A 25,654-nucleotide genomic window follows, 5' to 3' on the forward strand; every position below is an offset into this window, starting at 1 on the left:
ACCAAAATAGATAAAAATGAAAAATTCAGAACAATTATATAAAGCTCTATCCGAAAGAATTTTAATTCTTGACGGTGCTATGGGAACTATGCTTCAGAGGTACAAGTTTGAAGAAGAAGATTACCGTGGAGAGCGTTTCAAAGACTGGGAGCATCCGGTAAAAGGAAATAATGACCTTCTTTCTCTGACGCAACCTCAGGCCATTGAGGAAGTTCACAAGAAATACCTGGAAGCAGGTGCTGATATCATAGAAACCAATACCTTTTCAGGAACTACCATTGCTATGGCAGATTATCATATGGAAGACCTGGTGTATGAACTGAACTATGAGTCTGCAAAGATTGCCAGAAAAGCCTGTGATGAGTACACTGCAAAAAATCCGGATAAGCCGAGATTTGTAGCAGGATCTATCGGGCCAACGAACAGAACTGCGAGTTTAAGTCCTGATGTCAATGACCCAGGATACAGAGCCATTACTTTTGAAGAACTGAGAGTGGCTTACAAACAGCAGTGTGAGGCATTGCTGGACGGAGGTTCAGATATCCTTCTGGTAGAAACCATTTTTGATACACTGAATGCAAAAGCAGCTTTATTCGCTATTGATGAATTGCAGGATGAAAGAGGAATAAAAATTCCAATCATGGTTTCAGGAACCATTACCGATGCCTCGGGAAGAACATTGAGCGGACAGACAGCGGAAGCTTTTCTGATCTCAGTTTCCCACCTGAATTTGTTAAGTGTAGGTTTCAACTGCGCATTGGGAGCAGATCAGCTGACTCCTTATCTTGAAACGCTGGCTCATAATTCAGAATTCTACGTTTCAGCATACCCGAATGCCGGTTTACCGAATGCTTTTGGAAAATATGATGAAACTCCTGAAGATATGGCGAGACAGATCAAAGAATATGTAGAGAAAGGATTAATCAATATTATAGGAGGATGTTGCGGTACAACGCCTGAGCACATCAAAGCGATAGCTGACCTGGTAGAGAAATATGAGCCAAGGAAATTGAAGAAATTTGTGTGATTTGATAGATTTTTTTAATTAAAATCAAGAATAAAGGCTGAAATATAAATGTTAACTTTAAGTAAACCATAAAGTTAAACATATGGAAAAGCCAATTTACTTAAAAGATTCGGAGGATGTCAGATTATTTAATGAGCTGAGAAAGAAAGTGAACCAAAGAGTAGAATCCATTTCTGAAAACAGAGATATCTATATTCAGATCAAAGCGGTAGTACTTCCACTGGTCTATATTGGCTTATATATTCTGGCTGTTCTGAATGCCGAAAAGCATTGGATCTATATTCTGAGTTTTATTTTAATGGGAATTTCTCTGGTTTTGATTTATTTAAACTTAATCCACGAAGCAGCCCATAATAACATTTATAAAAGTAAAAAACTGAACGGGCTGGTTCTTCACATTTTTGATTTTATAGGAGCCAATTCCTATATCTGGAAAAAAAGACATATCGCGAGCCATCATGCTTACCCCAATGTAGATGGATGGGACACGGATATCGAACAGAGCGGATTACTTTTAATTGTACCATGGGTTAAAGCGAAAGGAGTACAGAAGCATCAGGATAAGTTTTTCTTTTTAGTCTATCCGTTGTATTTGTTCAATTGGATGTTTATAAGAGACTTCCGGGACTTCTTTGATAAGGAAAGGGTGATTTTAAAAACCCAGGGCAAGATACCCACCGTTGAAAAAGTAAAAATGATCAGTTATAAGCTGTTCTACTTCATTTATCAGATTGTGATTCCTGTAATGTTCTTTAAAGTATCAATAGGGTTGGCTTTGGGTGCGTGGTTTTTACAGGTGATTTCAGCAAGTATTTTTGCATTGTTTGTTTTACTGCCTTTGCATCCGCTTCCTGATAATGCCTTTCCGAGATTAAATAAAGAGAATGGTCTTCCATTCAGCTGGCTGCGTCACCAGTTTGAAGTGACGAACGATTTAAAAGAAAATAACTGGCTGGTAAAAAATATGTTGGGGAATTTCAATTTTCATGTGGCCCATCACCTATTTCCAAATTACAGTTATATGTATTACAATGAGATCACAGAAGAAATTGAAGAATTTGCTAAGGAACACAATTTAGCGTATAAAAGATTTCCACTGATTACAGCTTTAAGTAAGCATAGGGATTTATTGAGGCAGAATGCAAATAATGCCTACTATATTTTAGAAGAATAAAATGAAATATTTAAGATTATCAGGCCTTGAGCCTCTTATCATAACCCCGGAAAGTAATTTCATCAACGTTGGTGAAAGGACCAATGTTGCCGGTTCCAAAAAGTTTTTAAGACTCATCAAAGAGGAGAAGTTCTCTGAAGCATTAGATATTGCCCGCCATCAGGTAGAAGGAGGTGCCCAGATTCTGGATGTCAACTTCGATGATGGATTGATTGATGGGAAAGCATCCATGATCAAATTCCTGAATTTAATTGCCTCCGAACCGGATATCGCAAGAATCCCGATCATGGTAGACTCTTCCAAATGGGAAATTCTGGAAGCCGGCCTTCAGGTAGCGCAGGGAAAATGTGTGGTAAATTCTATCAGCTTAAAAGAAAGTGAGGAAGAATTTATCAAACATGCAAAAGCCATTAAAAGATATGGAGCAGCAGTCATTGTAATGGCATTTGATGAGGTAGGACAGGCTGACAGTTTTGAACGAAGAATAGAAATTTCAAAAAGATCCTATGATATTCTGGTAAACCAAATCGGATTTCCGGCAGAGGATATCATTTTCGACTTAAATATCTTTCCGGTGGCAACAGGAATGGATGAGCACAGAAGAAATGCCATCGACTTTATTGAAGCTACACGCTGGGTAAGACAAAATCTTCCTTATGCATCCGTAAGTGGGGGAGTGAGTAATGTTTCCTTCTCTTTCCGTGGAAATGATACCGTAAGAGAAGCAATGCACTCTGTTTTTCTTTATCATGCTATTCAGGCAGGAATGAACATTGGTATCGTAAATCCGGCGATGCTGGAAGTGTATGATGAGATCAATAAAGAATTACTGGAGCTTGTAGAAGACGTAATCCTGGATAAAAGAGAAGATGCTACAGAAAGACTTCTTGACTATTCGGAAAAACATAAATCGGTCAAAAAAGAAAAGACCGAAGATTTAGAGTGGAGAAACAATCCACTACAGGAAAGAATTACTTATGCCCTGGTAAAAGGTATCGACCGTTTTATTGAAGAAGATGTAGAAGAAGCAAGACAATCTGCAGAAAGACCACTTCATGTTATCGAAATTAATCTGATGACAGGAATGGGAGTAGTGGGAGACTTATTCGGAAGTGGAAAAATGTTCCTGCCTCAGGTAGTAAAGTCTGCAAGGGTAATGAAAAAAGCGGTGGCATATTTACAACCTTTCATTGAAGCTGAAAAAGACGGAGCAAAACCCGCCAATGGGAAAATCCTGATGGCAACTGTAAAAGGAGACGTTCATGATATTGGTAAAAATATTGTGAGTGTTGTTTTGGGTTGTAACAATTATGAAATCGTTGACCTTGGAGTAATGGTTCCCGCTGAAAAGATTATCCAGACAGCTATTGCTGAAAAAGTAGACGTTATAGGATTAAGCGGATTGATTACACCAAGTTTGGATGAAATGGTGTATATCGCTTCAGAATTAGAAAGACAAAATTTAGATTTTCCTTTATTAATCGGTGGTGCTACAACTTCAAAGGCACATACCGCAGTGAAAATCGATTTAAAATATAAAAATGCAGTCGTTCACGTGAATGATGCATCAAGAGCCGTAAACGTAGTAAGTTCATTATTAGGTGACAGAAATAAAGAATATGTTTCGGATTTAAAGAATGACTATTCCGACTTCAGAGAAAAGTTTCTGAACAGACAGGTAGATAAAGATTATGTATCCATCGAAGAAGCAAGAGAAAACCATTTTAAAATCGATTGGGAAAACGAAGAGATTTTCACTCCAAATAATCTCGGAATAAAAGTCTTCGAAAATCAGGATTTAAATGAACTTCTTCCTTTCATCGACTGGTCTCCGTTTTTCAGAAGCTGGGATCTCCACGGAAAATATCCGAATATCCTGAAAGATGAGGTAGTAGGAGCTCAGGCTAAAGAATTATTCAAAGATGCTCAGGTTATTTTAAAGAGAATTCTGGATGAAAAACTTTTAACGGCAAAAGCAATCTTCGGGATTTTTAAAGCGAATTCCAATGAATCTGATGACATTTTGATTTTTGATGAAAATAACAATGAACAGACGAAGTTTTTAACCCTAAGACAACAGGCTCAAAGATCAAAAGGTAAAGAATATCTGGCTCTAAGTGATTTCATCGCTCCTCAAAGTTCAGGAAAGACCGATTATGTGGGAGCTTTCTGTGTAACGACGGGATTTGGCACCGATGAATTGTCTACTGAATACGAAAAAGCTAATGACGATTACAATTCCATCATGGTGAAAGCCCTAGCAGATCGTTTTGCAGAAGCCTATGCTGAATTCTTACACAAAAAAGTGAGAACAGAATACTGGGGATATGCCAATCAGGAAAGCTTAAGTAACGAAGAACTTATTGCCGAAAAATATAAAGGAATCCGTCCGGCACCAGGATATCCGGCTTGCCCAGATCACTTGGAAAAGAAAACCATCTGGGATCTTTTAAAAGTAGAAGAAAATATAGGCGTTTTCCTTACAGAAAGCTTAGCCATGTTCCCAACGGCATCTGTTTCCGGGTATTATTTCGGAAGCCCGCATGCCAAATATTTCGGATTAGGGAAAATTACAGAAGACCAGCTTGAAGATTATGCAGCAAGAAGAAGTTGTAGCATCCAGGAAGCGAAAAAATGGTTGTCACCAAATTTAGCAGATTAAAATTGACATGAAGATAACAGAACACATTAAAAATGCAAATGGAAAAACTTTATTCTCCTTAGAAGTTGTTCCACCACAAAAGGGAATAGGTATTGAAGATCTGTATACCAATATAGATCCATTGATGGAATTCAAACCGCCTTTCATTGATGTTACAACATCCAGAGAAGAATACATCTATCTGGATAAAGGGAATGGCCTTATGGAACGTCGTATTACGAGAATGCGCCCGGGAACTCTGGGAATTTGTGCTGCTATTCAACATAAATATAATGTAGATACCGTACCACATCTTCTTTGCGGTGGTTTCACCAAAGAAGAAACAGAATATCTGCTGGTAGATTGTATGTACCTTGGAATTGATAATGTAATGGCCTTAAGAGGAGATGCTATGAAAGGACATCAGTATTTTGAACCTACTCAGGGAGGGCACGCCAGTGCAATGGATCTTGTCAACCAGATTAATGACCTTGGAAGAGGAAAATATCTTCATAATGAAGAACAGGTGAGTGATGAACTCAATAAATTCTGCATTGGTGTAGCCGGATATCCGGAAAAGCATATGGAAGCTCCATCCATGAATTATGACCTGAAATGGTTGAAACAAAAAGTAGATGCCGGAGCAGATTATATCGTTACTCAAATGTTCTTTGACAATAAAAAGTATATAGAATTCGTTCAGAAAGCAAGAGAGATGGGAATTACTGTTCCTATTATTCCGGGGATTAAGCCAATTGCAACGAAGAAGCATTTAAAAATACTGCCACAGGTATTCAAAATAGATCTTCCGGAAGAACTCATCAATGAAGTGGAAAATGCAAAAAATAATGAAGCAGTAAAGCAGATCGGAGTAGAGTGGGCTATTACTCAATGCAAGGAATTGCTGGATTTTGGAGTTCCTGTTCTGCATTTTTACTCCATGGGAAAAAGTGACAACATAAAAAAAGTAGCCGGTGAGCTATTCTAATAAAAGTACCAAAATGAAGGAACCCCTGTGAATTTTCACAGGGGTTATTTTTTATTGATTTAAGAACTTAACCAGTTTGATGAGGTCTTCTTCTTTATTTATTTTAATATTATTAGATTTCACGAATTTTTCAATTTCATCCTTTTTTGCTGGAAAGGCATCAGCAATATCTCTTACTTTTTTTGTTTTTTTAATATACCCTGATTCTGTTTTAATGTAGTAAACAGGATCTAGAGTTTTAAAAAAAGCTGCTTTATCAGTTGCATATGAATTGGCCGCAGGAATGGCATCTTGAAATTTAACCTTTATTTTTTTGTACAGTGGGATTTTACCACTAACTAGTTCAAAAAAATAACCACTCAGGTCATCATTAGTTTTTAATAATACTATAGTACTTTTAGGCGAAATAATTTCAATTCTGGAAAACTGTTCTTCTTTAGGCAGTACTAATGGTTTACCTTCTTTCTGAAATTCTACTTCATCTTTATAACTATTATATCTTACAGGTACTTTTTCAACATTTTCAGCTACATTAGCAAGGTGAAATTCAGCATTGTAATAAGGAGAACCGGCTATCTCATTATACTTTAATGCTCTTCCAAAGTTTTCTGATCGTACTCCAAATACTGCATGATCTCCTCCAAGACTATTGACGGACATTGTACTTGAGTAGCTGGATGAGTAGTTGTTAGGTGTGAAATCTTGTGCATATGCAATGCATGAAGCAACCAGTAAGGCACTTATAATTACTTTTCTCATTTTGTTAGTTTTATTTAAAGTTTTCAAAAGTTATTTTCAAAAATACAACTATTATTCTTAAAGTAATAAAATTTTATTGATGTATTTAACTATAAGCTTGGATGCCTTTCAAACTCTTTATTCCGATCAAACAAATACCGGTAAGTAGCCAGCTTTCGCGTTACTGAAGTATCCAGTGTTTCTGCAATCTTGATCATTTTTGGATTAAAATCACCAATCCATTGAAGTTCTGTGACCTTAAAATCAGTATGTTTTCTCAAATGCTGGGTTCCTTCCCAGATCATATATCCGTCAATTCCCTTTTTCTGCCATTCCGGGATAACTCCAAAAACAAGCCCCACCATTTTTTCATTCTTTTTAAACCGTTTTAGAAACAAGAACTTAAGTTTTTCAAAAGGTCCGAATTTCCCATTCAAATATTTAAACCATTGGTTGAGGTCGGGAATGTTGATCCACATGGCAATCGGTTTCTCATTTTCATATACAAACCAGGAAATATGCTCATTGATAATAGGTTTCATGGTATTGAACATTTTCAGAACCTTTGCTTCTTCCAGATGTTTTCCTTCCCCGTGGCAGGCCCACGCTTTATTATAAACTTCAGTAAAATCTTTTGCAAACTTAGTCAGGTTATTCTTTTTCATAGGCTGTGCTGAAATAGCAGGATTTCTTCTGTTTCTTTCATGAGCAATCTTAAAAATCCTTGAAACTTCCGCAAAAATAGGTCTGGTAAAACAAAGCTGTTCAAAATAAATCTGAAACCCATAATTTTCAAAAAGGTCTTTGTAGTAAGGAAGGTTGTAATTCATTCCAAATAAAGGCTCGATAAAACCTTCAATTAAAAGCCCCCAGAATTTGTCCCGTTCCCCAAAATTGATAGGTCCATCCATTGCTTCCATTCCTTTTTCCTGAAGCCAGTTTTTACAATGGTCAAAAATAAAATTGGCAATTTCCTGATCATTAATACAGTCGAAAAAACCAATTCCCCCTGTAGGCTGCTTCTGTTCATAAGAATGGATGATAAAAACAGCTACTTTACCAACCGTTTTGCTATTCTTTTTAAACAGAAATCTTTTACACTCACCGTTTTTAAAAAATTTATTCTTTTCAGGATCAAAAATCTCCTCAATGTGCTTATCTAAAGGACGGATATAATTTTTGTCGTGTTGATAAAGTTGGGTAGGAAATTCAAGAAATTCCCTTTTATGGAGTTGTTTTTGTACTTCTTCGACAATAATCATAGGCTTTTTAATCAGAAATGGCTATAAAAGATAATGTTTTTCATCTTATTTGAAATAGATAAATAGATATTATCCGTATTTTTGCTGCAAATTAAATAAAAATGGTTGATTTTACTGATAACGACGATGATATTTTCACTGGAAAAGAACATACGCCTATAAGGGAAGATGCTTTTGATAAATCGCCACAGGAAAAAATAGAAAAGATTACTGAGCTTTTTGGTGAGATTATGCAAACATTGGGGATGGATATGACGGATGATTCTCTGAAGGATTCTCCCAGACGTGTTGCCAAAATGTATGTGAATGAGATTTTCGGAGGACTTCTTCCTGAAAATAAGCCGGGAATTTCTACTTTTTCTAATAAATACAAATACCGTCAGATGTTGGTGGAGAAGGATATCACGGTATATTCTTTCTGCGAGCATCACTTCTTACCCATCATCGGAAGGGCTCATGTAGCTTATATTTCCAATGGTGAGGTAATAGGTCTTTCAAAAATCAATAGAATTGTTGATTACTATGCGAAAAGACCACAGGTTCAGGAAAGACTTACAATGCAGATTGTAGATGCTTTGAAAGAAGCTTTAGGAACAAAAGATGTAGCCTGTATCATTGATGCAAAACACCTTTGTGTAAACTGCAGAGGAATAAAAGATACGGCAAGCTCTACCATTACTGCAGAACTAAGTGGTATTTTCAGAACTAACCCTATTACAAGACAGGAATTCCTTCATTACGTAGGAAGCCATGCAAAACTTGATTAATAAACAATGAACTACCAAATTCTTAAAAATATTATTGATGCCGAACTTCAGAGATTTCAAAATATCCCTGAAGAAGAATGGTCATACAGAAGCGCTCCGGAAAAATGGTCTAAAAAAGAAATTATAGGACATCTTTGTGACAGCGCTTTTACAAATATTCGTAGATTTGTTGTCACTCAATATAAAGAGAACGAAAATATTGTATATGATCAGAATATCTGGGTAAAAGCTCAGAACTATCAGAATGTTCCTGTTTCGGATCTTATTGATCTTTGGAAGTCTTTGAACTATCAGATTGTTCATGTAGTGGAAAACATCCCGGATGAAGCATTACAGAGAACCTGCGATACAACCAAAACAGAACCACAGGTTTTTACATTGGAGTTTATTATTAATGATTATGTAGACCATTTGCAGCATCATTTAAAAGCGATTTAATTATGATAAAATTTAAAAAAGTTTCAGATAAAATTTTTATCACAACAATTATTTGTTGTGACAGAATTATTTTTTAACTAATTTTTGAATCTTTAAAATCATTGAATCTTTTAACTTAAAAATAAATGCAACTAAAAATATATAACTCCCTTACAGCGGAAAAAGAAATATTTAAACCTATTTTAGACGGAAATATCGGGATGTATGTCTGCGGACCTACGGTGTACAGTAATGTGCATTTAGGAAATGTGAGAACTTTCCTTTCCTTCGATTTTATCTACCGTACCCTGACACATTTGGGGTATAAAGTAAGATATGTAAGAAATATTACCGATGCAGGCCACCTTACCGATGATGGGAATGTTGATAACGATAGATTCGTAAAACAAACCAGACTTGAAAAACTGGAGCCTATGGAAATTGTACAGAAATATACAGTAGATTTCCATAAAGTATTGGATATGTTCAATCTTTTGCCACCCAATATCGAACCTACAGCTACAGGACATATCGTAGAGCAGATTGAACTGACTCAAAAACTGATTGAAAGAGGCTTTGCTTATGAAAGCAACGGTTCAGTTTACTTTGATGTATTAGAATACAACAAAAGAGGATTGAACTATGGCGAACTTTCAAAACGTAACATAGAAGAACTTTTCGCCAATACAAGAGACCTCGACGGACAGGGAGAAAAGAAAAATCCACAGGATTTTGCATTGTGGAAAAAAGCATCACCTGCTCACATCATGAGATGGAATTCCCCTTGGGGAGAAGGATTCCCGGGATGGCACCTTGAATGTACTGCAATGAGTACAAAATATTTAGGGGAAACTTTCGATATCCACGGAGGAGGAATGGACCTTAAGTTCCCTCACCACGAATGTGAAATTGCACAAGGGAAAGCTTGCAATGATGCTGCACCCGTAAATTACTGGATGCATGCCAATATGTTGACGATGAATTCTCAGCGTATGAGCAAATCTACAGGGAACTATATCCTTCCGATGCAGCTGGTTACTGGTGATAATGACTTCTTTGAAAAGCCTTTCCATCCTTCAATTGTACGTTTCTGCTTCCTGCAGGCACATTACAGAAGCGTTCTGGATATTTCAAACGATGCAATGATAGCCAGTGAAAAAGGATTCATCAGATTGATGGAAGCTGTAAAAGTATTGAACTCAATCACACCTGATGATACCAAACAATCCGGTTTCAGCCTGAAAGAATGGAAAGATAAAGCATATGAAGCTTTAACTGACGATTTCAATTCACCAATCCTCATTGCTCACCTGTTTGAAGCGGTGAAATACATTTTTGCTCTGAACGATGGTAAAGAAACGATCTCAACAGCAGATCTTGAAGATTTAAAGTCAACTTTGAATGCTTTTATCTTCGATGTTCTGGGATTACAGACTGTAGAGGAAAATAATAATGAAAAACTTGATCAAACTCTAAAAGTATTGATTGAATTGAGAAATCAGGCAAGAAAATCTAAGAATTTCGACCTTTCAGATCAGATCAGAGACAAACTGCTTGCTGAAGGAATCGAATTAAAAGACGGAAGAGACGGAACATCATACGTTCTGAACTAAAAATATAACTTCGTTTTATACCCATTCCGTAGGAGTCCCACACTTAGGATTCTTACGGAATGTTTTTTGGGGGGGACCATCTGAGAAATACACTTTGCATTATTATATATAGTACGATTTTTTCAGGAGCTTCATCCTGCTATCCATTCATACTCCTCGCGCCGATGCTTTCCCACACTCAAACCCACTTACTCTCCAACCCAAGCTGCGGGGTAACCATTTCTATCAGGGCTAGGGAGACGAATGATGAATTATAAATTATGAATGATGAATGATGAGTTTCGGGTTAGGAGGGTACAGTTGTTCGGGGTATTGGTTTTGAATTTTCATATTCCTGATTTCTATGGAAGACGGTTATTGAGTATAAATCTCTATTCCCATTGTGTCATTCCGCAGGAATCCAACTTCTTTACGAGAACCCTTAAAGGAAGTAAGTTGACAGTATAAATATTTAAGATTTTTTTTAGCAGTTAGTATTAGCAGTGTCATGCTGAGCTGAGTCGAAGCATTTTAATTAAGCTGAATTATATTTCAGCTATTTTAATTTTACGGAAGAGTTTTATCCAGACTCCTACGAGTGACAACAACAATAATGATTATAAAGACAATACCGCAGCCAAAACTTTTAAAAAGCTATTCTATATAATTATATATACCTTACTTTGATCATTCCGCACCAACCCCCGCACCCCGCACCTCGTATCCCGAATCCCTTTCCCAACCCAAACCCTCTCCAACGCTCAAACTCTACCACTCCCTAACTTTCCCTTCCTTCTTCCAAACAAATGTTTAAAATTTTTCATCCTGCCTTCCAGTGGATTAGGGTTAAATATTACGGAAAGGTAAAATTTAAGTTAAATAAAGTTGTTTTGCTTGGTAATAAGTTGTTATCTTTGCCCCACTGAAAACGAGAGTACATCAGTAGCGCAGAAGAGCTTTTAGATAAGCTAAAAACATTAAGATACTTCAAAAAGAGACGGATGAAAAAACTTTAAAACTTTTATTAAAAAAAGTTGTGAGTTAAAAAAGAGTTTGTATCTTTGCAGTCCCAAATAAAGGGAGCGCAGGAGTAGGGTGATTAAGGTTAAGAAAGGAATTAAGGTTACTTAAAAAACTTTAAAATTTTCTTTCAAAACATTTGGTCATTAAGAAATAAAGTTTTACTTTTGCACTCGCAAATACGGAGTGACACTGACAGAGAAGATTGCTACGTTAAAAAGCGAAAGATATAAAGATCATTGACATACAATATAACAACCAAGTAAGGAAAAACTAAAGCGTTAAAAAACTTTGAGTGAGTCAGACAAACATACAATGGAGAGTTTGATCCTGGCTCAGGATGAACGCTAGCGGGAGGCCTAACACATGCAAGCCGAGCGGTAGAGATCTTTCGGGATCTTGAGAGCGGCGTACGGGTGCGGAACACGTGTGCAACCTGCCTTTATCTGGGGGATAGCCTTTCGAAAGGAAGATTAATACCCCATAATATTTTTGATGGCATCATTAGAAATTGAAAACTCCGGTGGATAGAGATGGGCACGCGCAAGATTAGATAGTTGGTGAGGTAACGGCTCACCAAGTCTACGATCTTTAGGGGGCCTGAGAGGGTGATCCCCCACACTGGTACTGAGACACGGACCAGACTCCTACGGGAGGCAGCAGTGAGGAATATTGGACAATGGGTGAGAGCCTGATCCAGCCATCCCGCGTGAAGGACGACGGCCCTATGGGTTGTAAACTTCTTTTGTATAGGGATAAACCTACTCTCGTGAGAGTAGCTGAAGGTACTATACGAATAAGCACCGGCTAACTCCGTGCCAGCAGCCGCGGTAATACGGAGGGTGCAAGCGTTATCCGGATTTATTGGGTTTAAAGGGTCCGTAGGCGGATCTGTAAGTCAGTGGTGAAATCTCACAGCTTAACTGTGAAACTGCCATTGATACTGCAGGTCTTGAGTGTTATTGAAGTAGCTGGAATAAGTAGTGTAGCGGTGAAATGCATAGATATTACTTAGAACACCAATTGCGAAGGCAGGTTACTAAGCAACAACTGACGCTGATGGACGAAAGCGTGGGGAGCGAACAGGATTAGATACCCTGGTAGTCCACGCCGTAAACGATGCTAACTCGTTTTTGGTTTTTCGGAATCAGAGACTAAGCGAAAGTGATAAGTTAGCCACCTGGGGAGTACGTTCGCAAGAATGAAACTCAAAGGAATTGACGGGGGCCCGCACAAGCGGTGGATTATGTGGTTTAATTCGATGATACGCGAGGAACCTTACCAAGGCTTAAATGGGAAATGACAGGTTTAGAAATAGACTTTTCTTCGGACATTTTTCAAGGTGCTGCATGGTTGTCGTCAGCTCGTGCCGTGAGGTGTTAGGTTAAGTCCTGCAACGAGCGCAACCCCTGTCACTAGTTGCCATCATTAAGTTGGGGACTCTAGTGAGACTGCCTACGCAAGTAGAGAGGAAGGTGGGGATGACGTCAAATCATCACGGCCCTTACGCCTTGGGCCACACACGTAATACAATGGCCGGTACAGAGGGCAGCTACACAGCGATGTGATGCAAATCTCGAAAGCCGGTCTCAGTTCGGATTGGAGTCTGCAACTCGACTCTATGAAGCTGGAATCGCTAGTAATCGCGCATCAGCCATGGCGCGGTGAATACGTTCCCGGGCCTTGTACACACCGCCCGTCAAGCCATGGAAGTCTGGGGTACCTGAAGTCGGTGACCGTAACAGGAGCTGCCTAGGGTAAAACAGGTAACTAGGGCTAAGTCGTAACAAGGTAGCCGTACCGGAAGGTGCGGCTGGAACATCTCATTTTAGAGCGTCTTATGACGATAAACAAAATTAGTATCGTAAGATACAAAGTACTTACTTCAAAGTAAAGCTTTAGTTTTTTGTTTGGTTGGTTATATTAAAAATACAAAACCCACTAGAAATTAGTAAAGGGATTGAGAGAGACAAAGAAGAGAGAGTTTAGAGAAGAGACGCGGGTCAATTATCTATCAGTCTATCCTCTTTACGTCTAAGAGACAGTCTCGTAGCTCAGCTGGTTAGAGCGCTACACTGATAATGTAGAGGTCGGCAGTTCGAGCCTGCCCGAGACTACTAATTAATGCGGCTGGCAAATAGCTTATAGCTGATGGCAATAGAGCCAATAGCGAGAAGCAAGAAGCCAACAGCAACTAGAGGGGGAATTAGCTCAGCTGGCTAGAGCGCCTGCCTTGCACGCAGGAGGTCAAGGGTTCGACTCCCTTATTCTCCACAGTTTTGGAAGATTGATTTAAAAGTTACGGATGGAGCCAAAAACAACATCTGTTCATCAATTGGACAAGAAGACATTAAGATCATTGACATTAACGGTAAAGACATCACAAAGAGAAAACCGAGCGCATAAAGCGCTTGAGTAACCAATAGGAAAGAAATCGTTAAGGGCGTATGGCGGATGCCTAGGCTTTCAGAGGCGAAGAAGGACGTGGTAAGCTGCGAAAAGCTGCGGGGATTGGCACACACGAATTGATCCGCAGATGTCCGAATGGGGCAACCCAATACATTGAAGATGTATTACCTCGTAAGAGGAGCAAACCCGGAGAACTGAAACATCTAAGTACCCGGAGGAAAAGAAATCGAAGAGATTCCGTAAGTAGTGGCGAGCGAAAGCGGATTAGCCCAAAAGCTGATATATGTTTAATAGAATGTTCTGGAAAGAACGGCCATAGAGGGTGATAGCCCCGTATATGAAAGGCATATTTGAGTGATAAATGAGTAGGGCGGGACACGTGAAATCCTGTCTGAATATGGGGGGACCATCCTCCAAGGCTAAATACTCCTGAAAGACCGATAGTGAACAAGTACTGTGAAGGAAAGGTGAAAAGCACTTCGAATAGAAGGGTGAAATAGAACCTGAAACCGTACGCCTACAAGCGGTCGGAGCAGCGTAATGCTGTGACGGCGTGCCTTTTGCATAATGAGCCTACGAGTTAATTTTACTAGCGAGGTTAAGGTATTAAGTACCGGAGCCGGAGCGAAAGCGAGTCTGAATAGGGCGCATAGTTAGTAGGATTAGACGCGAAACCTTGTGATCTACCCATGGGCAGGTTGAAGCTCTGGTAACACAGAGTGGAGGACCGAACCGGTTGACGTTGAAAAGTCTTCGGATGACCTGTGGGTAGGGGTGAAAGGCCAATCAAACTGGGAGATAGCTCGTACTCTCCGAAATGCATTTAGGTGCAGCGTCGTATATAAGTTTATTAGAGGTAGAGCTACTGATTGGATGCGGGGGTTTCATCGCCTACCAATTCCTGACAAACTCCGAATGCTAATAAATGTTCTACGGCAGTGAGGGCATGGGTGCTAAGGTCCATGTCCGAGAGGGAAAGAACCCAGACCAACAGCTAAGGTCCCAAAATATATGTTAAGTTGAAGCAACGCGGTTGGACTGCATTGACAGCTAGGATGTTGGCTTGGAAGCAGCCATTCATTTAAAGAGTGCGTAACAGCTCACTAGTCGAGCGGTCCGGCATGGATAATAATCGGGCATAAACATATTACCGAAGCTATGGATTTATATTTTAGATATATCTGGTAGGAGAGCATTCTATTTGCGCCGAAGCAGTATCGTGAGGTATTGTGGAGCGGATAGAAAAGAAAATGTAGGCATAAGTAACGATAAAGCAGGCGAGAAACCTGCTCACCGAAAGACCAAGGCTTCCTCAGCCATGCTAATCAGCTGAGGGTTAGTCGGGACCTAACGCGAACCCGAAAGGGGTAGTGGATGGACAATGGGTTAATATTCCCATACTTGCTCACACTAAAAAGGGGACGGTTGGATGTAGCTGCTAAAGACTGACGGAATAGTCAAGGCCTAGCCTTCGGGCGAAGCTGCTGTAGTGTAATCTGATCCAAGAAAAGCCGAAGTGAAGCAACCCGTACCAAAACCGACACAGGTGGTCGAGGAGAGAATCCTAAGGTGCTCGAGTGAGTCGTGGCTAAGGAACTAGGCAAAATAGTCTCGTAACTTCGGAAGAAGAGACGCCATCAGCAATGGTGGCCGCAGTGAAGAGGCCCAGGCGACTGTTTATCAAAAACACAGGACTCTGCTAAATCGAAAGATGCTGTATAGGGTCTGACACCTGCCCGGTGCTGGAAGGTTAAGGAAGGTGCTTAGGGTTAAACCGAAGGCATTAACTGAAGCCCCAGTAAACGGCGGCCGTAACTATAACGGTCCTAAGGTAGCGAAATTCCTTGTCGGGTAAGTTCCGACCTGCACGAATGGTGTAACGATCTGGGCACTGTCTCAGCCACGAGCTCGGTGAAATTGTAGTATCGGTGAAGATGCCGATTACCCGCAATGGGACGAAAAGACCCTGTGAACCTTTACTATAACTTCGTATTGACTTTGAGTAAGTAATGTGTAGGATAGGTGGGAGGCTTTGAAGCTTGCACGCTAGTGTAGGTGGAGCCAACGTTGAAATACCACCCTTTACTTACTTGGAGCCTAACTTCTTTTAGAAGGACATTGCGTGGTGGGTAGTTTGACTGGGGTGGTCGCCTCCAAAAGAGTAACGGAGGCTTTCAAAGGTACCCTCAGCACGCTTGGTAACCGTGCGTAGAGTGTAATGGCATAAGGGTGCTTGACTGTGAGACCTACAAGTCGATCAGGTGCGAAAGCAGGACATAGTGATCCGGTGGTTCCGTATGGAAGGGCCATCGCTCATAGGATAAAAGGTACTCCGGGGATAACAGGCTAGTCTCCCCCAAGAGCTCACATCGACGGGGAGGTTCGGCACCTCGATGTCGGCTCGTCACATCCTGGGGCTGGAGAAGGTCCCAAGGGTTGGGCTGTTCGCCCATTAAAGTGGCACGCGAGCTGGGTTCAGAACGTCGTGAGACAGTTCGGTCTCTATCTATTGCGGGCGTTAGATGTTTGAGAGGGCTTGATTCTAGTACGAGAGGACCGAATTGAACAAACCTCTGGTGTATCAGTTGTACCGCCAGGTGCACCGCTGAGTAGCTACGTTTGGAAGAGATAAGCACTGAAAGCATATAAGTGCGAAACTCGCCTCAAGATGAGACATCTTTTAAGGGTCGTTGTAGATGACGACGTTGATAGGCTACAGGTGTAAAGACAGTAATGTCATAGCCGAGTAGTACTAATTACCCGTAGATTTATAGCCTTTGGTTGCTATATCAAATTATTAAATAATAAATACGACAAGTACTTTATGCGCAGTGAAGGTTTTGTCTTTGTGAAAGTTTTTATCGCTTAAAAATGCAATTGGCGACTAGCGGTTAGCGAATGGCAAATAGCCAAGAGCCAGCAGCAAATAGCCAGATGCTATATACCTTCTTTAGGGTGGTTTTAGCGGTGGGGCTCACCTGTTCCCATTCCGAACACAGAAGTTAAGCCCACCAGCGCCGATGGTACTGCGAAAGCGGGAGAGTAGGCCGCCGCCAGTTTTTATTTTATTTTTAAAAATCCTTTATCATAAGATAAAGGATTTTTTTTGCTTTGTACACAACTCAAACCAAATTACCCGTCAAATAAGTACAAATCTCAACACAAACATAAGCAATGAGTAATCGCTAATGAGCAATGAGTAATGATTGATTGTTTGCTGTTGCCATTCAATCCAAATCATACATTACATTGATCACTTATTACTTATCATTCAGAGCACATACTATCTTGTCACTCCGCAGGAGTCCGAATAATCCATTTTAAATTCTATCATCAAACATAGCTGAGATTATTAAATCACTTAGTATTAAAAGTGCCTATTAGTATTCCTTTGAAACCTTCACGTTAATAAATGTGGCTGGATTCCTACGGAATGACATGATTGGGCATATTAGATCTTAGAATGTAAATATTTGATAACTCCTAATCCACAGCTCGGATCAAACCCCAAACGATTTATAATACATTCAAATGCTTTACCGTTGTAATCCTAATTCAGGAGGTGATGATATTGTTCCTTACTATTCTATATTCGTCAATTTTACGTTCAAATCTTAGCACCAAGTTAAATTTTACTTTAAATATATTCTAATGTATTATAATTATACTGTCCGTTTTGAATTGTGGGATTAAATGAGTTGCTATGATTTCAATTCCTCATTTCTGGAAACACGTATAAGGTGTGATCTTGTATACTTATTTTAATGATGGAACATTTATAAATACTCATTGTGGATAAGTATAAATTAGATTTAATTATCTGATTAATAGTATAGTATATAAATAGTTATCCACTTTGTAAATTTTCATGTTAAATAAAGTTGTTTTGCTTGGTAATAAGTTGTTATCTTTGCCCCACTGAAAACGAGAGTACATCAGTAGCGCAGAAGAGCTTTTAGATAAGCTAAGACATTAAGATACTTCAAAAAGAGACGGACGAAAAAACTTCAAAACTTTTATTAAAAAAAGTTGCGGGTTAAAAAAGAGTTTGTATCTTTGCAGTCCCAAATAAAGGGAGCGCAGGAGTAGGGTGATTAAGGTTAAGAAAGGAATTAAGGTTACTTAAAAAAACTTTAAAATTTTCTTTCAAAACATTTGGTCATTAAGAAATAAAGTTTTACTTTTGCACTCGCAAATACGGAGTGACACTGACAGAGAAGATTGCTACGTTAAAAAGCGAAAGATATAAAGATCATTGACATACAATATAACAACCAAGTAAAGAAAAACTAAAGCGTTAAAAAACTTTGAGTGAGTCAGACAAACATACAATGGAGAGTTTGATCCTGGCTCAGGATGAACGCTAGCGGGAGGCCTAACACATGCAAGCCGAGCGGTAGAGATCTTTCGGGATCTTGAGAGCGGCGTACGGGTGCGGAACACGTGTGCAACCTGCCTTTATCTGGGGGATAGCCTTTCGAAAGGAAGATTAATACCCCATAATATTTTTGATGGCATCATTAGAAATTGAAAACTCCGGTGGATAGAGATGGGCACGCGCAAGATTAGATAGTTGGTGAGGTAACGGCTCACCAAGTCTACGATCTTTAGGGGGCCTGAGAGGGTGATCCCCCACACTGGTACTGAGACACGGACCAGACTCCTACGGGAGGCAGCAGTGAGGAATATTGGACAATGGGTGAGAGCCTGATCCAGCCATCCCGCGTGAAGGACGACGGCCCTATGGGTTGTAAACTTCTTTTGTATAGGGATAAACCTACTCTCGTGAGAGTAGCTGAAGGTACTATACGAATAAGCACCGGCTAACTCCGTGCCAGCAGCCGCGGTAATACGGAGGGTGCAAGCGTTATCCGGATTTATTGGGTTTAAAGGGTCCGTAGGCGGATCTGTAAGTCAGTGGTGAAATCTCACAGCTTAACTGTGAAACTGCCATTGATACTGCAGGTCTTGAGTGTTATTGAAGTAGCTGGAATAAGTAGTGTAGCGGTGAAATGCATAGATATTACTTAGAACACCAATTGCGAAGGCAGGTTACTAAGCAACAACTGACGCTGATGGACGAAAGCGTGGGGAGCGAACAGGATTAGATACCCTGGTAGTCCACGCCGTAAACGATGCTAACTCGTTTTTGGTTTTTCGGAATCAGAGACTAAGCGAAAGTGATAAGTTAGCCACCTGGGGAGTACGTTCGCAAGAATGAAACTCAAAGGAATTGACGGGGGCCCGCACAAGCGGTGGATTATGTGGTTTAATTCGATGATACGCGAGGAACCTTACCAAGGCTTAAATGGGAAATGACAGGTTTAGAAATAGACTTTTCTTCGGACATTTTTCAAGGTGCTGCATGGTTGTCGTCAGCTCGTGCCGTGAGGTGTTAGGTTAAGTCCTGCAACGAGCGCAACCCCTGTCACTAGTTGCCATCATTAAGTTGGGGACTCTAGTGAGACTGCCTACGCAAGTAGAGAGGAAGGTGGGGATGACGTCAAATCATCACGGCCCTTACGCCTTGGGCCACACACGTAATACAATGGCCGGTACAGAGGGCAGCTACACAGCGATGTGATGCAAATCTCGAAAGCCGGTCTCAGTTCGGATTGGAGTCTGCAACTCGACTCTATGAAGCTGGAATCGCTAGTAATCGCGCATCAGCCATGGCGCGGTGAATACGTTCCCGGGCCTTGTACACACCGCCCGTCAAGCCATGGAAGTCTGGGGTACCTGAAGTCGGTGACCGTAACAGGAGCTGCCTAGGGTAAAACAGGTAACTAGGGCTAAGTCGTAACAAGGTAGCCGTACCGGAAGGTGCGGCTGGAACATCTCATTTTAGAGCGTCTTATGACGATAAACAAAATTAGTATCGTAAGATACAAAGTACTTACTTCAAAGTAAAGCTTTAGTTTTTTGTTTGGTTGGTTATATTAAAAATACAAAACCCACTAGAAATTAGTAAAGGGATTGAGAGAGACAAAGAAGAGAGAGTTTAGAGAAGAGACGCGGGTCAATTATCTATCAGTCTATCCTCTTTACGTCTAAGAGACAGTCTCGTAGCTCAGCTGGTTAGAGCGCTACACTGATAATGTAGAGGTCGGCAGTTCGAGCCTGCCCGAGACTACTAATTAATGCGGCTGGCAAATAGCTTATAGCTGATGGCAATAGAGCCAATAGCGAGAAGCAAGAAGCCAACAGCAACTAGAGGGGGAATTAGCTCAGCTGGCTAGAGCGCCTGCCTTGCACGCAGGAGGTCAAGGGTTCGACTCCCTTATTCTCCACAGTTTTGGAAGATTGATTTAAAAGTTACGGATGGAGCCAAAAACAACATCTGTTCATCAATTGGACAAGAAGACATTAAGATCATTGACATTAACGGTAAAGACATCACAAAGAGAAAACCGAGCGCATAAAGCGCTTGAGTAACCAATAGGAAAGAAATCGTTAAGGGCGTATGGCGGATGCCTAGGCTTTCAGAGGCGAAGAAGGACGTGGTAAGCTGCGAAAAGCTGCGGGGATTGGCACACACGAATTGATCCGCAGATGTCCGAATGGGGCAACCCAATACATTGAAGATGTATTACCTCGTAAGAGGAGCAAACCCGGAGAACTGAAACATCTAAGTACCCGGAGGAAAAGAAATCGAAGAGATTCCGTAAGTAGTGGCGAGCGAAAGCGGATTAGCCCAAAAGCTGATATATGTTTAATAGAATGTTCTGGAAAGAACGGCCATAGAGGGTGATAGCCCCGTATATGAAAGGCATATTTGAGTGATAAATGAGTAGGGCGGGACACGTGAAATCCTGTCTGAATATGGGGGGACCATCCTCCAAGGCTAAATACTCCTGAAAGACCGATAGTGAACAAGTACTGTGAAGGAAAGGTGAAAAGCACTTCGAATAGAAGGGTGAAATAGAACCTGAAACCGTACGCCTACAAGCGGTCGGAGCAGCGTAATGCTGTGACGGCGTGCCTTTTGCATAATGAGCCTACGAGTTAATTTTACTAGCGAGGTTAAGGTATTAAGTACCGGAGCCGGAGCGAAAGCGAGTCTGAATAGGGCGCATAGTTAGTAGGATTAGACGCGAAACCTTGTGATCTACCCATGGGCAGGTTGAAGCTCTGGTAACACAGAGTGGAGGACCGAACCGGTTGACGTTGAAAAGTCTTCGGATGACCTGTGGGTAGGGGTGAAAGGCCAATCAAACTGGGAGATAGCTCGTACTCTCCGAAATGCATTTAGGTGCAGCGTCGTATATAAGTTTATTAGAGGTAGAGCTACTGATTGGATGCGGGGGTTTCATCGCCTACCAATTCCTGACAAACTCCGAATGCTAATAAATGTTCTACGGCAGTGAGGGCATGGGTGCTAAGGTCCATGTCCGAGAGGGAAAGAACCCAGACCAACAGCTAAGGTCCCAAAATATATGTTAAGTTGAAGCAACGCGGTTGGACTGCATTGACAGCTAGGATGTTGGCTTGGAAGCAGCCATTCATTTAAAGAGTGCGTAACAGCTCACTAGTCGAGCGGTCCGGCATGGATAATAATCGGGCATAAACATATTACCGAAGCTATGGATTTATATTTTAGATATATCTGGTAGGAGAGCATTCTATTTGCGCCGAAGCAGTATCGTGAGGTATTGTGGAGCGGATAGAAAAGAAAATGTAGGCATAAGTAACGATAAAGCAGGCGAGAAACCTGCTCACCGAAAGACCAAGGCTTCCTCAGCCATGCTAATCAGCTGAGGGTTAGTCGGGACCTAACGCGAACCCGAAAGGGGTAGTGGATGGACAATGGGTTAATATTCCCATACTTGCTCACACTAAAAAGGGGACGGTTGGATGTAGCTGCTAAAGACTGACGGAATAGTCAAGGCCTAGCCTTCGGGCGAAGCTGCTGTAGTGTAATCTGATCCAAGAAAAGCCGAAGTGAAGCAACCCGTACCAAAACCGACACAGGTGGTCGAGGAGAGAATCCTAAGGTGCTCGAGTGAGTCGTGGCTAAGGAACTAGGCAAAATAGTCTCGTAACTTCGGAAGAAGAGACGCCATCAGCAATGGTGGCCGCAGTGAAGAGGCCCAGGCGACTGTTTATCAAAAACACAGGACTCTGCTAAATCGAAAGATGCTGTATAGGGTCTGACACCTGCCCGGTGCTGGAAGGTTAAGGAAGGTGCTTAGGGTTAAACCGAAGGCATTAACTGAAGCCCCAGTAAACGGCGGCCGTAACTATAACGGTCCTAAGGTAGCGAAATTCCTTGTCGGGTAAGTTCCGACCTGCACGAATGGTGTAACGATCTGGGCACTGTCTCAGCCACGAGCTCGGTGAAATTGTAGTATCGGTGAAGATGCCGATTACCCGCAATGGGACGAAAAGACCCTGTGAACCTTTACTATAACTTCGTATTGACTTTGAGTAAGTAATGTGTAGGATAGGTGGGAGGCTTTGAAGCTTGCACGCTAGTGTAGGTGGAGCCAACGTTGAAATACCACCCTTTACTTACTTGGAGCCTAACTTCTTTTAGAAGGACATTGCGTGGTGGGTAGTTTGACTGGGGTGGTCGCCTCCAAAAGAGTAACGGAGGCTTTCAAAGGTACCCTCAGCACGCTTGGTAACCGTGCGTAGAGTGTAATGGCATAAGGGTGCTTGACTGTGAGACCTACAAGTCGATCAGGTGCGAAAGCAGGACATAGTGATCCGGTGGTTCCGTATGGAAGGGCCATCGCTCATAGGATAAAAGGTACTCCGGGGATAACAGGCTAGTCTCCCCCAAGAGCTCACATCGACGGGGAGGTTCGGCACCTCGATGTCGGCTCGTCACATCCTGGGGCTGGAGAAGGTCCCAAGGGTTGGGCTGTTCGCCCATTAAAGTGGCACGCGAGCTGGGTTCAGAACGTCGTGAGACAGTTCGGTCTCTATCTATTGCGGGCGTTAGATGTTTGAGAGGGCTTGATTCTAGTACGAGAGGACCGAATTGAACAAACCTCTGGTGTATCAGTTGTACCGCCAGGTGCACCGCTGAGTAGCTACGTTTGGAAGAGATAAGCACTGAAAGCATATAAGTGCGAAACTCGCCTCAAGATGAGACATCTTTTAAGGGTCGTTGTAGATGACGACGTTGATAGGCTACAGGTGTAAAGACAGTAATGTCATAGCCGAGTAGTACTAATTACCCGTAGATTTATAGCCTTTGGTTGCTATATCAAATTATTAAATAATAAATACGACAAGTACTTTATGCGCAGTGAAGGTTTTGTCTTTGTGAAAGTTTTTATCGCTTAAAAATGCAATTGGCGACTAGCGGTTAGCGAATGGCAAATAGCCAAGAGCCAGCAGCAAATAGCCAGATGCTATATACCTTCTTTAGGGTGGTTTTAGCGGTGGGGCTCACCTGTTCCCATTCCGAACACAGAAGTTAAGCCCACCAGCGCCGATGGTACTGCGAAAGCGGGAGAGTAGGCCGCCGCCAGTTTTTATTTTATTTTTAAAAATCCTTTATCATAAGATAAAGGATTTTTTTTGCTTTGTACACAACTCAAACGTAAGTAATGAGCAATCGGTAATTGGTAATTGGTAATGAGTAATAAGTAATAGCCAGTAAAGGATCAGTAATGAGTAATGAGTAATGAGTAATGAGCAATGAGTATTCTTGCTGCTTCTATACCAGAACTGACATATCACTCATTATTTATCATTTATCATTCACAGTACACACTCCCTTGTCACTCCGTAGGAGTCTAAATAATATATTTCAAATTCTATCATCAAGTATGTATAATATTATCAAATTGCTTAAAGTATTAAAAGCTTCTATACTCCATTGAATCTTTTAGGTTCTCATCAATGTGACTGGATTCCTACGGAATGACACAATGGGAATACAGATTTATACTCACTAACCACCTTACATAGAAACCAGGAATATGAAAATTCAACACCAATGTTCCTTTTCTGCATAGAAACTCGAAACCCGTAACCCAATAACCCGAAACTCATCATTCATAACTCATCATTTATAATTCATAATTCGTCTTCCCTAGCCCCGATAGTAATGGTTACCCCGCAACTTGGGTTAGAGAGCAGGTGGGTTTGAGTGTGGGAGCGTGATGGCGTGAGGAGTATGAATGGATAGCGGGAGAATGCTCCTGAAATATGTAGACGATTAATCATTTATATAGCCTGAACTACAATAAAACTGATTTTGCAGGGTGGAGAAATAACTCATAGCAGCTGTACTTTCATTAATTTATCATCAACTTTATTCAAATACCCGGGATTTTTGTTTTTTTAACTTGAAAATTGTGTAACTTAGTAATATCAAAATGATTACGAATCTAAAAATATATAGCATGAAAAAACATTTATTCCCTCTATTTTTATTGTTATTCGGTGTGAATGTACAGGCACAGCAAGATTTCTTTGCGATTGCTGGAAAACAGACTCAGAGTATCACTTTCAATGATTTCCGTACCATTGATGCGGTTAATGGAACTTCCGGAGAGAAAATTTTTACGGCCGATTCTTCAGCGAAGGTCTTTTCACAGAACAGAAGAGGTATTGTAGCTGAAGATAAAAGCTCATACAGTAATTCTCAAGCCATAACGATGGCTGCACTGGCTTATGATTCTTCGAATAATAATTTGGTGTATATGCCTATGTTTTCGTCTAATATCTATGTTTTAAATCCACAGACTAAGGAGATCACATTGGTAGAAAATACAGTTGCCAGAGTATCATCATGTGATATCAATTCTCATATTACAAGAATGGCAACAGGCTATAATGGAAATGTTTATGCTGTGAATAATGCCGGAACACAGTTTTTGGAAATCAGTAAAAAAAGTGGACAATATGCAGTAAATGATTTGGGCATTATTAAAGATGATCCTTCTAACGGAAGAAATTCATTTACCACTATGGAAACTGGGTTTGGCGGAGATATGATAGCTGATGCAGATAATAATTTCTATGTCTTCGCAGCTTCAGGAAATGTTTTCAAGGTTCTGACAAAAGAGTTGAAAGCTAAGTTCGTTGGTAAAATTGCCGGAATTCCGGATAATTATTCTGTTAACGGATCGGCTGTAAACGCTCAGGGTAAAGTAGTGATTGCAAGTGCAAAAGGAGCAGCCTTATATGAGGTAGATCTTTCAACTTTACAGGCAAAACAGCTTCCGGGAGAACAGGGGCTGCATATTTATGATTTGGCAAGTAAATATTTTGTGAATGATAAAGCTTCGAATATCAATGCTGTGGCAGCTAACCTGGATATTTATCCTACAAAGGTAGATGAGCATTATATCAATGTTCATGCTAATAAGAATGTGAAAGGTAATATTAAACTGAATATCTTCGATATGTCAGGTAAAAATGTAATGACTCAGGATCTGTCTGTAAAAGATACTTCACTGGATGAGAAAGTATATCTTAAAGGGTTGGTGAGTGGGGCTTATATAGTAAATATTACTGATGAATTTGGAAAAGCAATATTCAATAAAAAGATTCTCGTAATAAGATAATTACAAAATATCATTAAGAATATAAAGACCTTTTCAAATCAGTTTGAGAAGGTTTTTTAATGATTATTTGATATTCAATAAGTTTTATTTT

General features: G+C 40.6%; 10 protein-coding genes, 4 tRNA genes and 6 rRNA genes. 18 read left to right on the plus strand and 2 right to left on the minus strand.

Annotated elements, in window-relative coordinates; all coding sequences use genetic code 11:
* Nucleotides 1–16: 16 nt before the first annotated feature.
* The 4 genes from DYR29_RS17965 (at nt 17) to metF (ending at nt 5,830) form a co-directional block, all read left to right on the plus strand.
* Nucleotides 17–1,027, plus strand: a complete 1,011-nt coding sequence (locus tag DYR29_RS17965; RefSeq protein ID WP_213277933.1) for a homocysteine S-methyltransferase family protein — start codon at nt 17–19, stop codon at nt 1,025–1,027.
* Between the two features lie 82 nt (nt 1,028–1,109).
* Nucleotides 1,110–2,201: a fatty acid desaturase family protein gene (locus DYR29_RS17970; RefSeq protein ID WP_213277934.1), complete on the plus strand. Its 1,092-nt coding sequence runs from the start codon at nt 1,110–1,112 to the stop codon at nt 2,199–2,201.
* A gap of 1 nt (nt 2,202) precedes the next feature.
* Nucleotides 2,203–4,863, plus strand: a complete 2,661-nt coding sequence (gene metH, locus DYR29_RS17975; protein WP_213277935.1) for a methionine synthase — start codon at nt 2,203–2,205, stop codon at nt 4,861–4,863.
* 7 nt (nt 4,864–4,870) lie between these two features.
* On the plus strand, nt 4,871–5,830 hold the full coding sequence (metF, locus tag DYR29_RS17980) for a methylenetetrahydrofolate reductase [NAD(P)H] (RefSeq protein WP_213277936.1): 960 nt from the start codon (nt 4,871–4,873) through the stop codon (nt 5,828–5,830).
* A gap of 51 nt (nt 5,831–5,881) precedes the next feature.
* Here the strand turns inward: metF and DYR29_RS17985 are convergent, their stop codons facing one another.
* Together DYR29_RS17985 and DYR29_RS17990 are read right to left on the minus strand one after the other, a co-directional pair.
* Nucleotides 5,882–6,589 (minus strand): hypothetical protein, encoded by a 708-nt coding sequence (locus tag DYR29_RS17985; protein WP_213277937.1) that lies wholly within the window; start codon nt 6,587–6,589, stop codon nt 5,882–5,884.
* Nucleotides 6,590–6,678: 89 nt separating this feature from the next.
* Nucleotides 6,679–7,830 (minus strand): hypothetical protein, encoded by a 1,152-nt coding sequence (locus DYR29_RS17990; RefSeq protein ID WP_213277938.1) that lies wholly within the window; start codon nt 7,828–7,830, stop codon nt 6,679–6,681.
* 101 nt (nt 7,831–7,931) lie between these two features.
* On the opposite strand from DYR29_RS17990, the gene folE reads away from it, so the two are divergent.
* From folE to DYR29_RS18060, 14 genes are all read left to right on the plus strand, one after another.
* Nucleotides 7,932–8,597, plus strand: a complete 666-nt coding sequence (gene folE / locus DYR29_RS17995; RefSeq protein WP_213277939.1) for a GTP cyclohydrolase I FolE — start codon at nt 7,932–7,934, stop codon at nt 8,595–8,597.
* A 6-nt stretch (nt 8,598–8,603) separates the two neighbouring features.
* Nucleotides 8,604–9,035: a DinB family protein gene (locus tag DYR29_RS18000; protein WP_213277940.1), complete on the plus strand. Its 432-nt coding sequence runs from the start codon at nt 8,604–8,606 to the stop codon at nt 9,033–9,035.
* Nucleotides 9,036–9,160: 125 nt separating this feature from the next.
* Nucleotides 9,161–10,627, plus strand: a complete 1,467-nt coding sequence (gene cysS / locus DYR29_RS18005; protein ID WP_213277941.1) for a cysteine--tRNA ligase — start codon at nt 9,161–9,163, stop codon at nt 10,625–10,627.
* A gap of 1,311 nt (nt 10,628–11,938) precedes the next feature.
* Nucleotides 11,939–13,455 (plus strand): 16S ribosomal RNA (locus tag DYR29_RS18010).
* Between the two features lie 214 nt (nt 13,456–13,669).
* Nucleotides 13,670–13,743: transfer RNA gene (locus DYR29_RS18015), tRNA-Ile, on the plus strand.
* Between the two features lie 83 nt (nt 13,744–13,826).
* Nucleotides 13,827–13,900, plus strand: a tRNA-Ala gene (locus DYR29_RS18020).
* Nucleotides 13,901–14,053: 153 nt separating this feature from the next.
* A 23S ribosomal RNA gene (locus tag DYR29_RS18025) occupies nt 14,054–16,811 on the plus strand.
* Between the two features lie 175 nt (nt 16,812–16,986).
* A 5S ribosomal RNA gene (rrf, locus tag DYR29_RS18030) occupies nt 16,987–17,094 on the plus strand.
* A 1,269-nt stretch (nt 17,095–18,363) separates the two neighbouring features.
* Nucleotides 18,364–19,880, plus strand: a 16S ribosomal RNA gene (locus tag DYR29_RS18035).
* Nucleotides 19,881–20,094: 214 nt separating this feature from the next.
* Nucleotides 20,095–20,168 (plus strand) — tRNA-Ile (locus DYR29_RS18040).
* 83 nt (nt 20,169–20,251) lie between these two features.
* Nucleotides 20,252–20,325, plus strand: a tRNA-Ala gene (locus DYR29_RS18045).
* Nucleotides 20,326–20,478: 153 nt separating this feature from the next.
* A 23S ribosomal RNA gene (locus DYR29_RS18050) occupies nt 20,479–23,236 on the plus strand.
* Nucleotides 23,237–23,411: 175 nt separating this feature from the next.
* A 5S ribosomal RNA gene (gene rrf, locus DYR29_RS18055) occupies nt 23,412–23,519 on the plus strand.
* The 16S, 23S and 5S rRNA genes sit together here with 4 tRNA genes alongside, the layout of an rRNA operon.
* An 877-nt stretch (nt 23,520–24,396) precedes the next feature.
* Nucleotides 24,397–25,563: a T9SS type A sorting domain-containing protein gene (locus DYR29_RS18060; RefSeq protein ID WP_213277942.1), complete on the plus strand. Its 1,167-nt coding sequence runs from the start codon at nt 24,397–24,399 to the stop codon at nt 25,561–25,563.
* The last annotated feature ends 91 nt before the right edge of the window (nt 25,564–25,654 follow it).

Origin of the sequence: Chryseobacterium indologenes (assembly GCF_018362995.1) — a bacterium.
Taxonomy (GTDB): Bacteria; Bacteroidota; Bacteroidia; order Flavobacteriales; family Weeksellaceae; genus Chryseobacterium; species Chryseobacterium indologenes_G.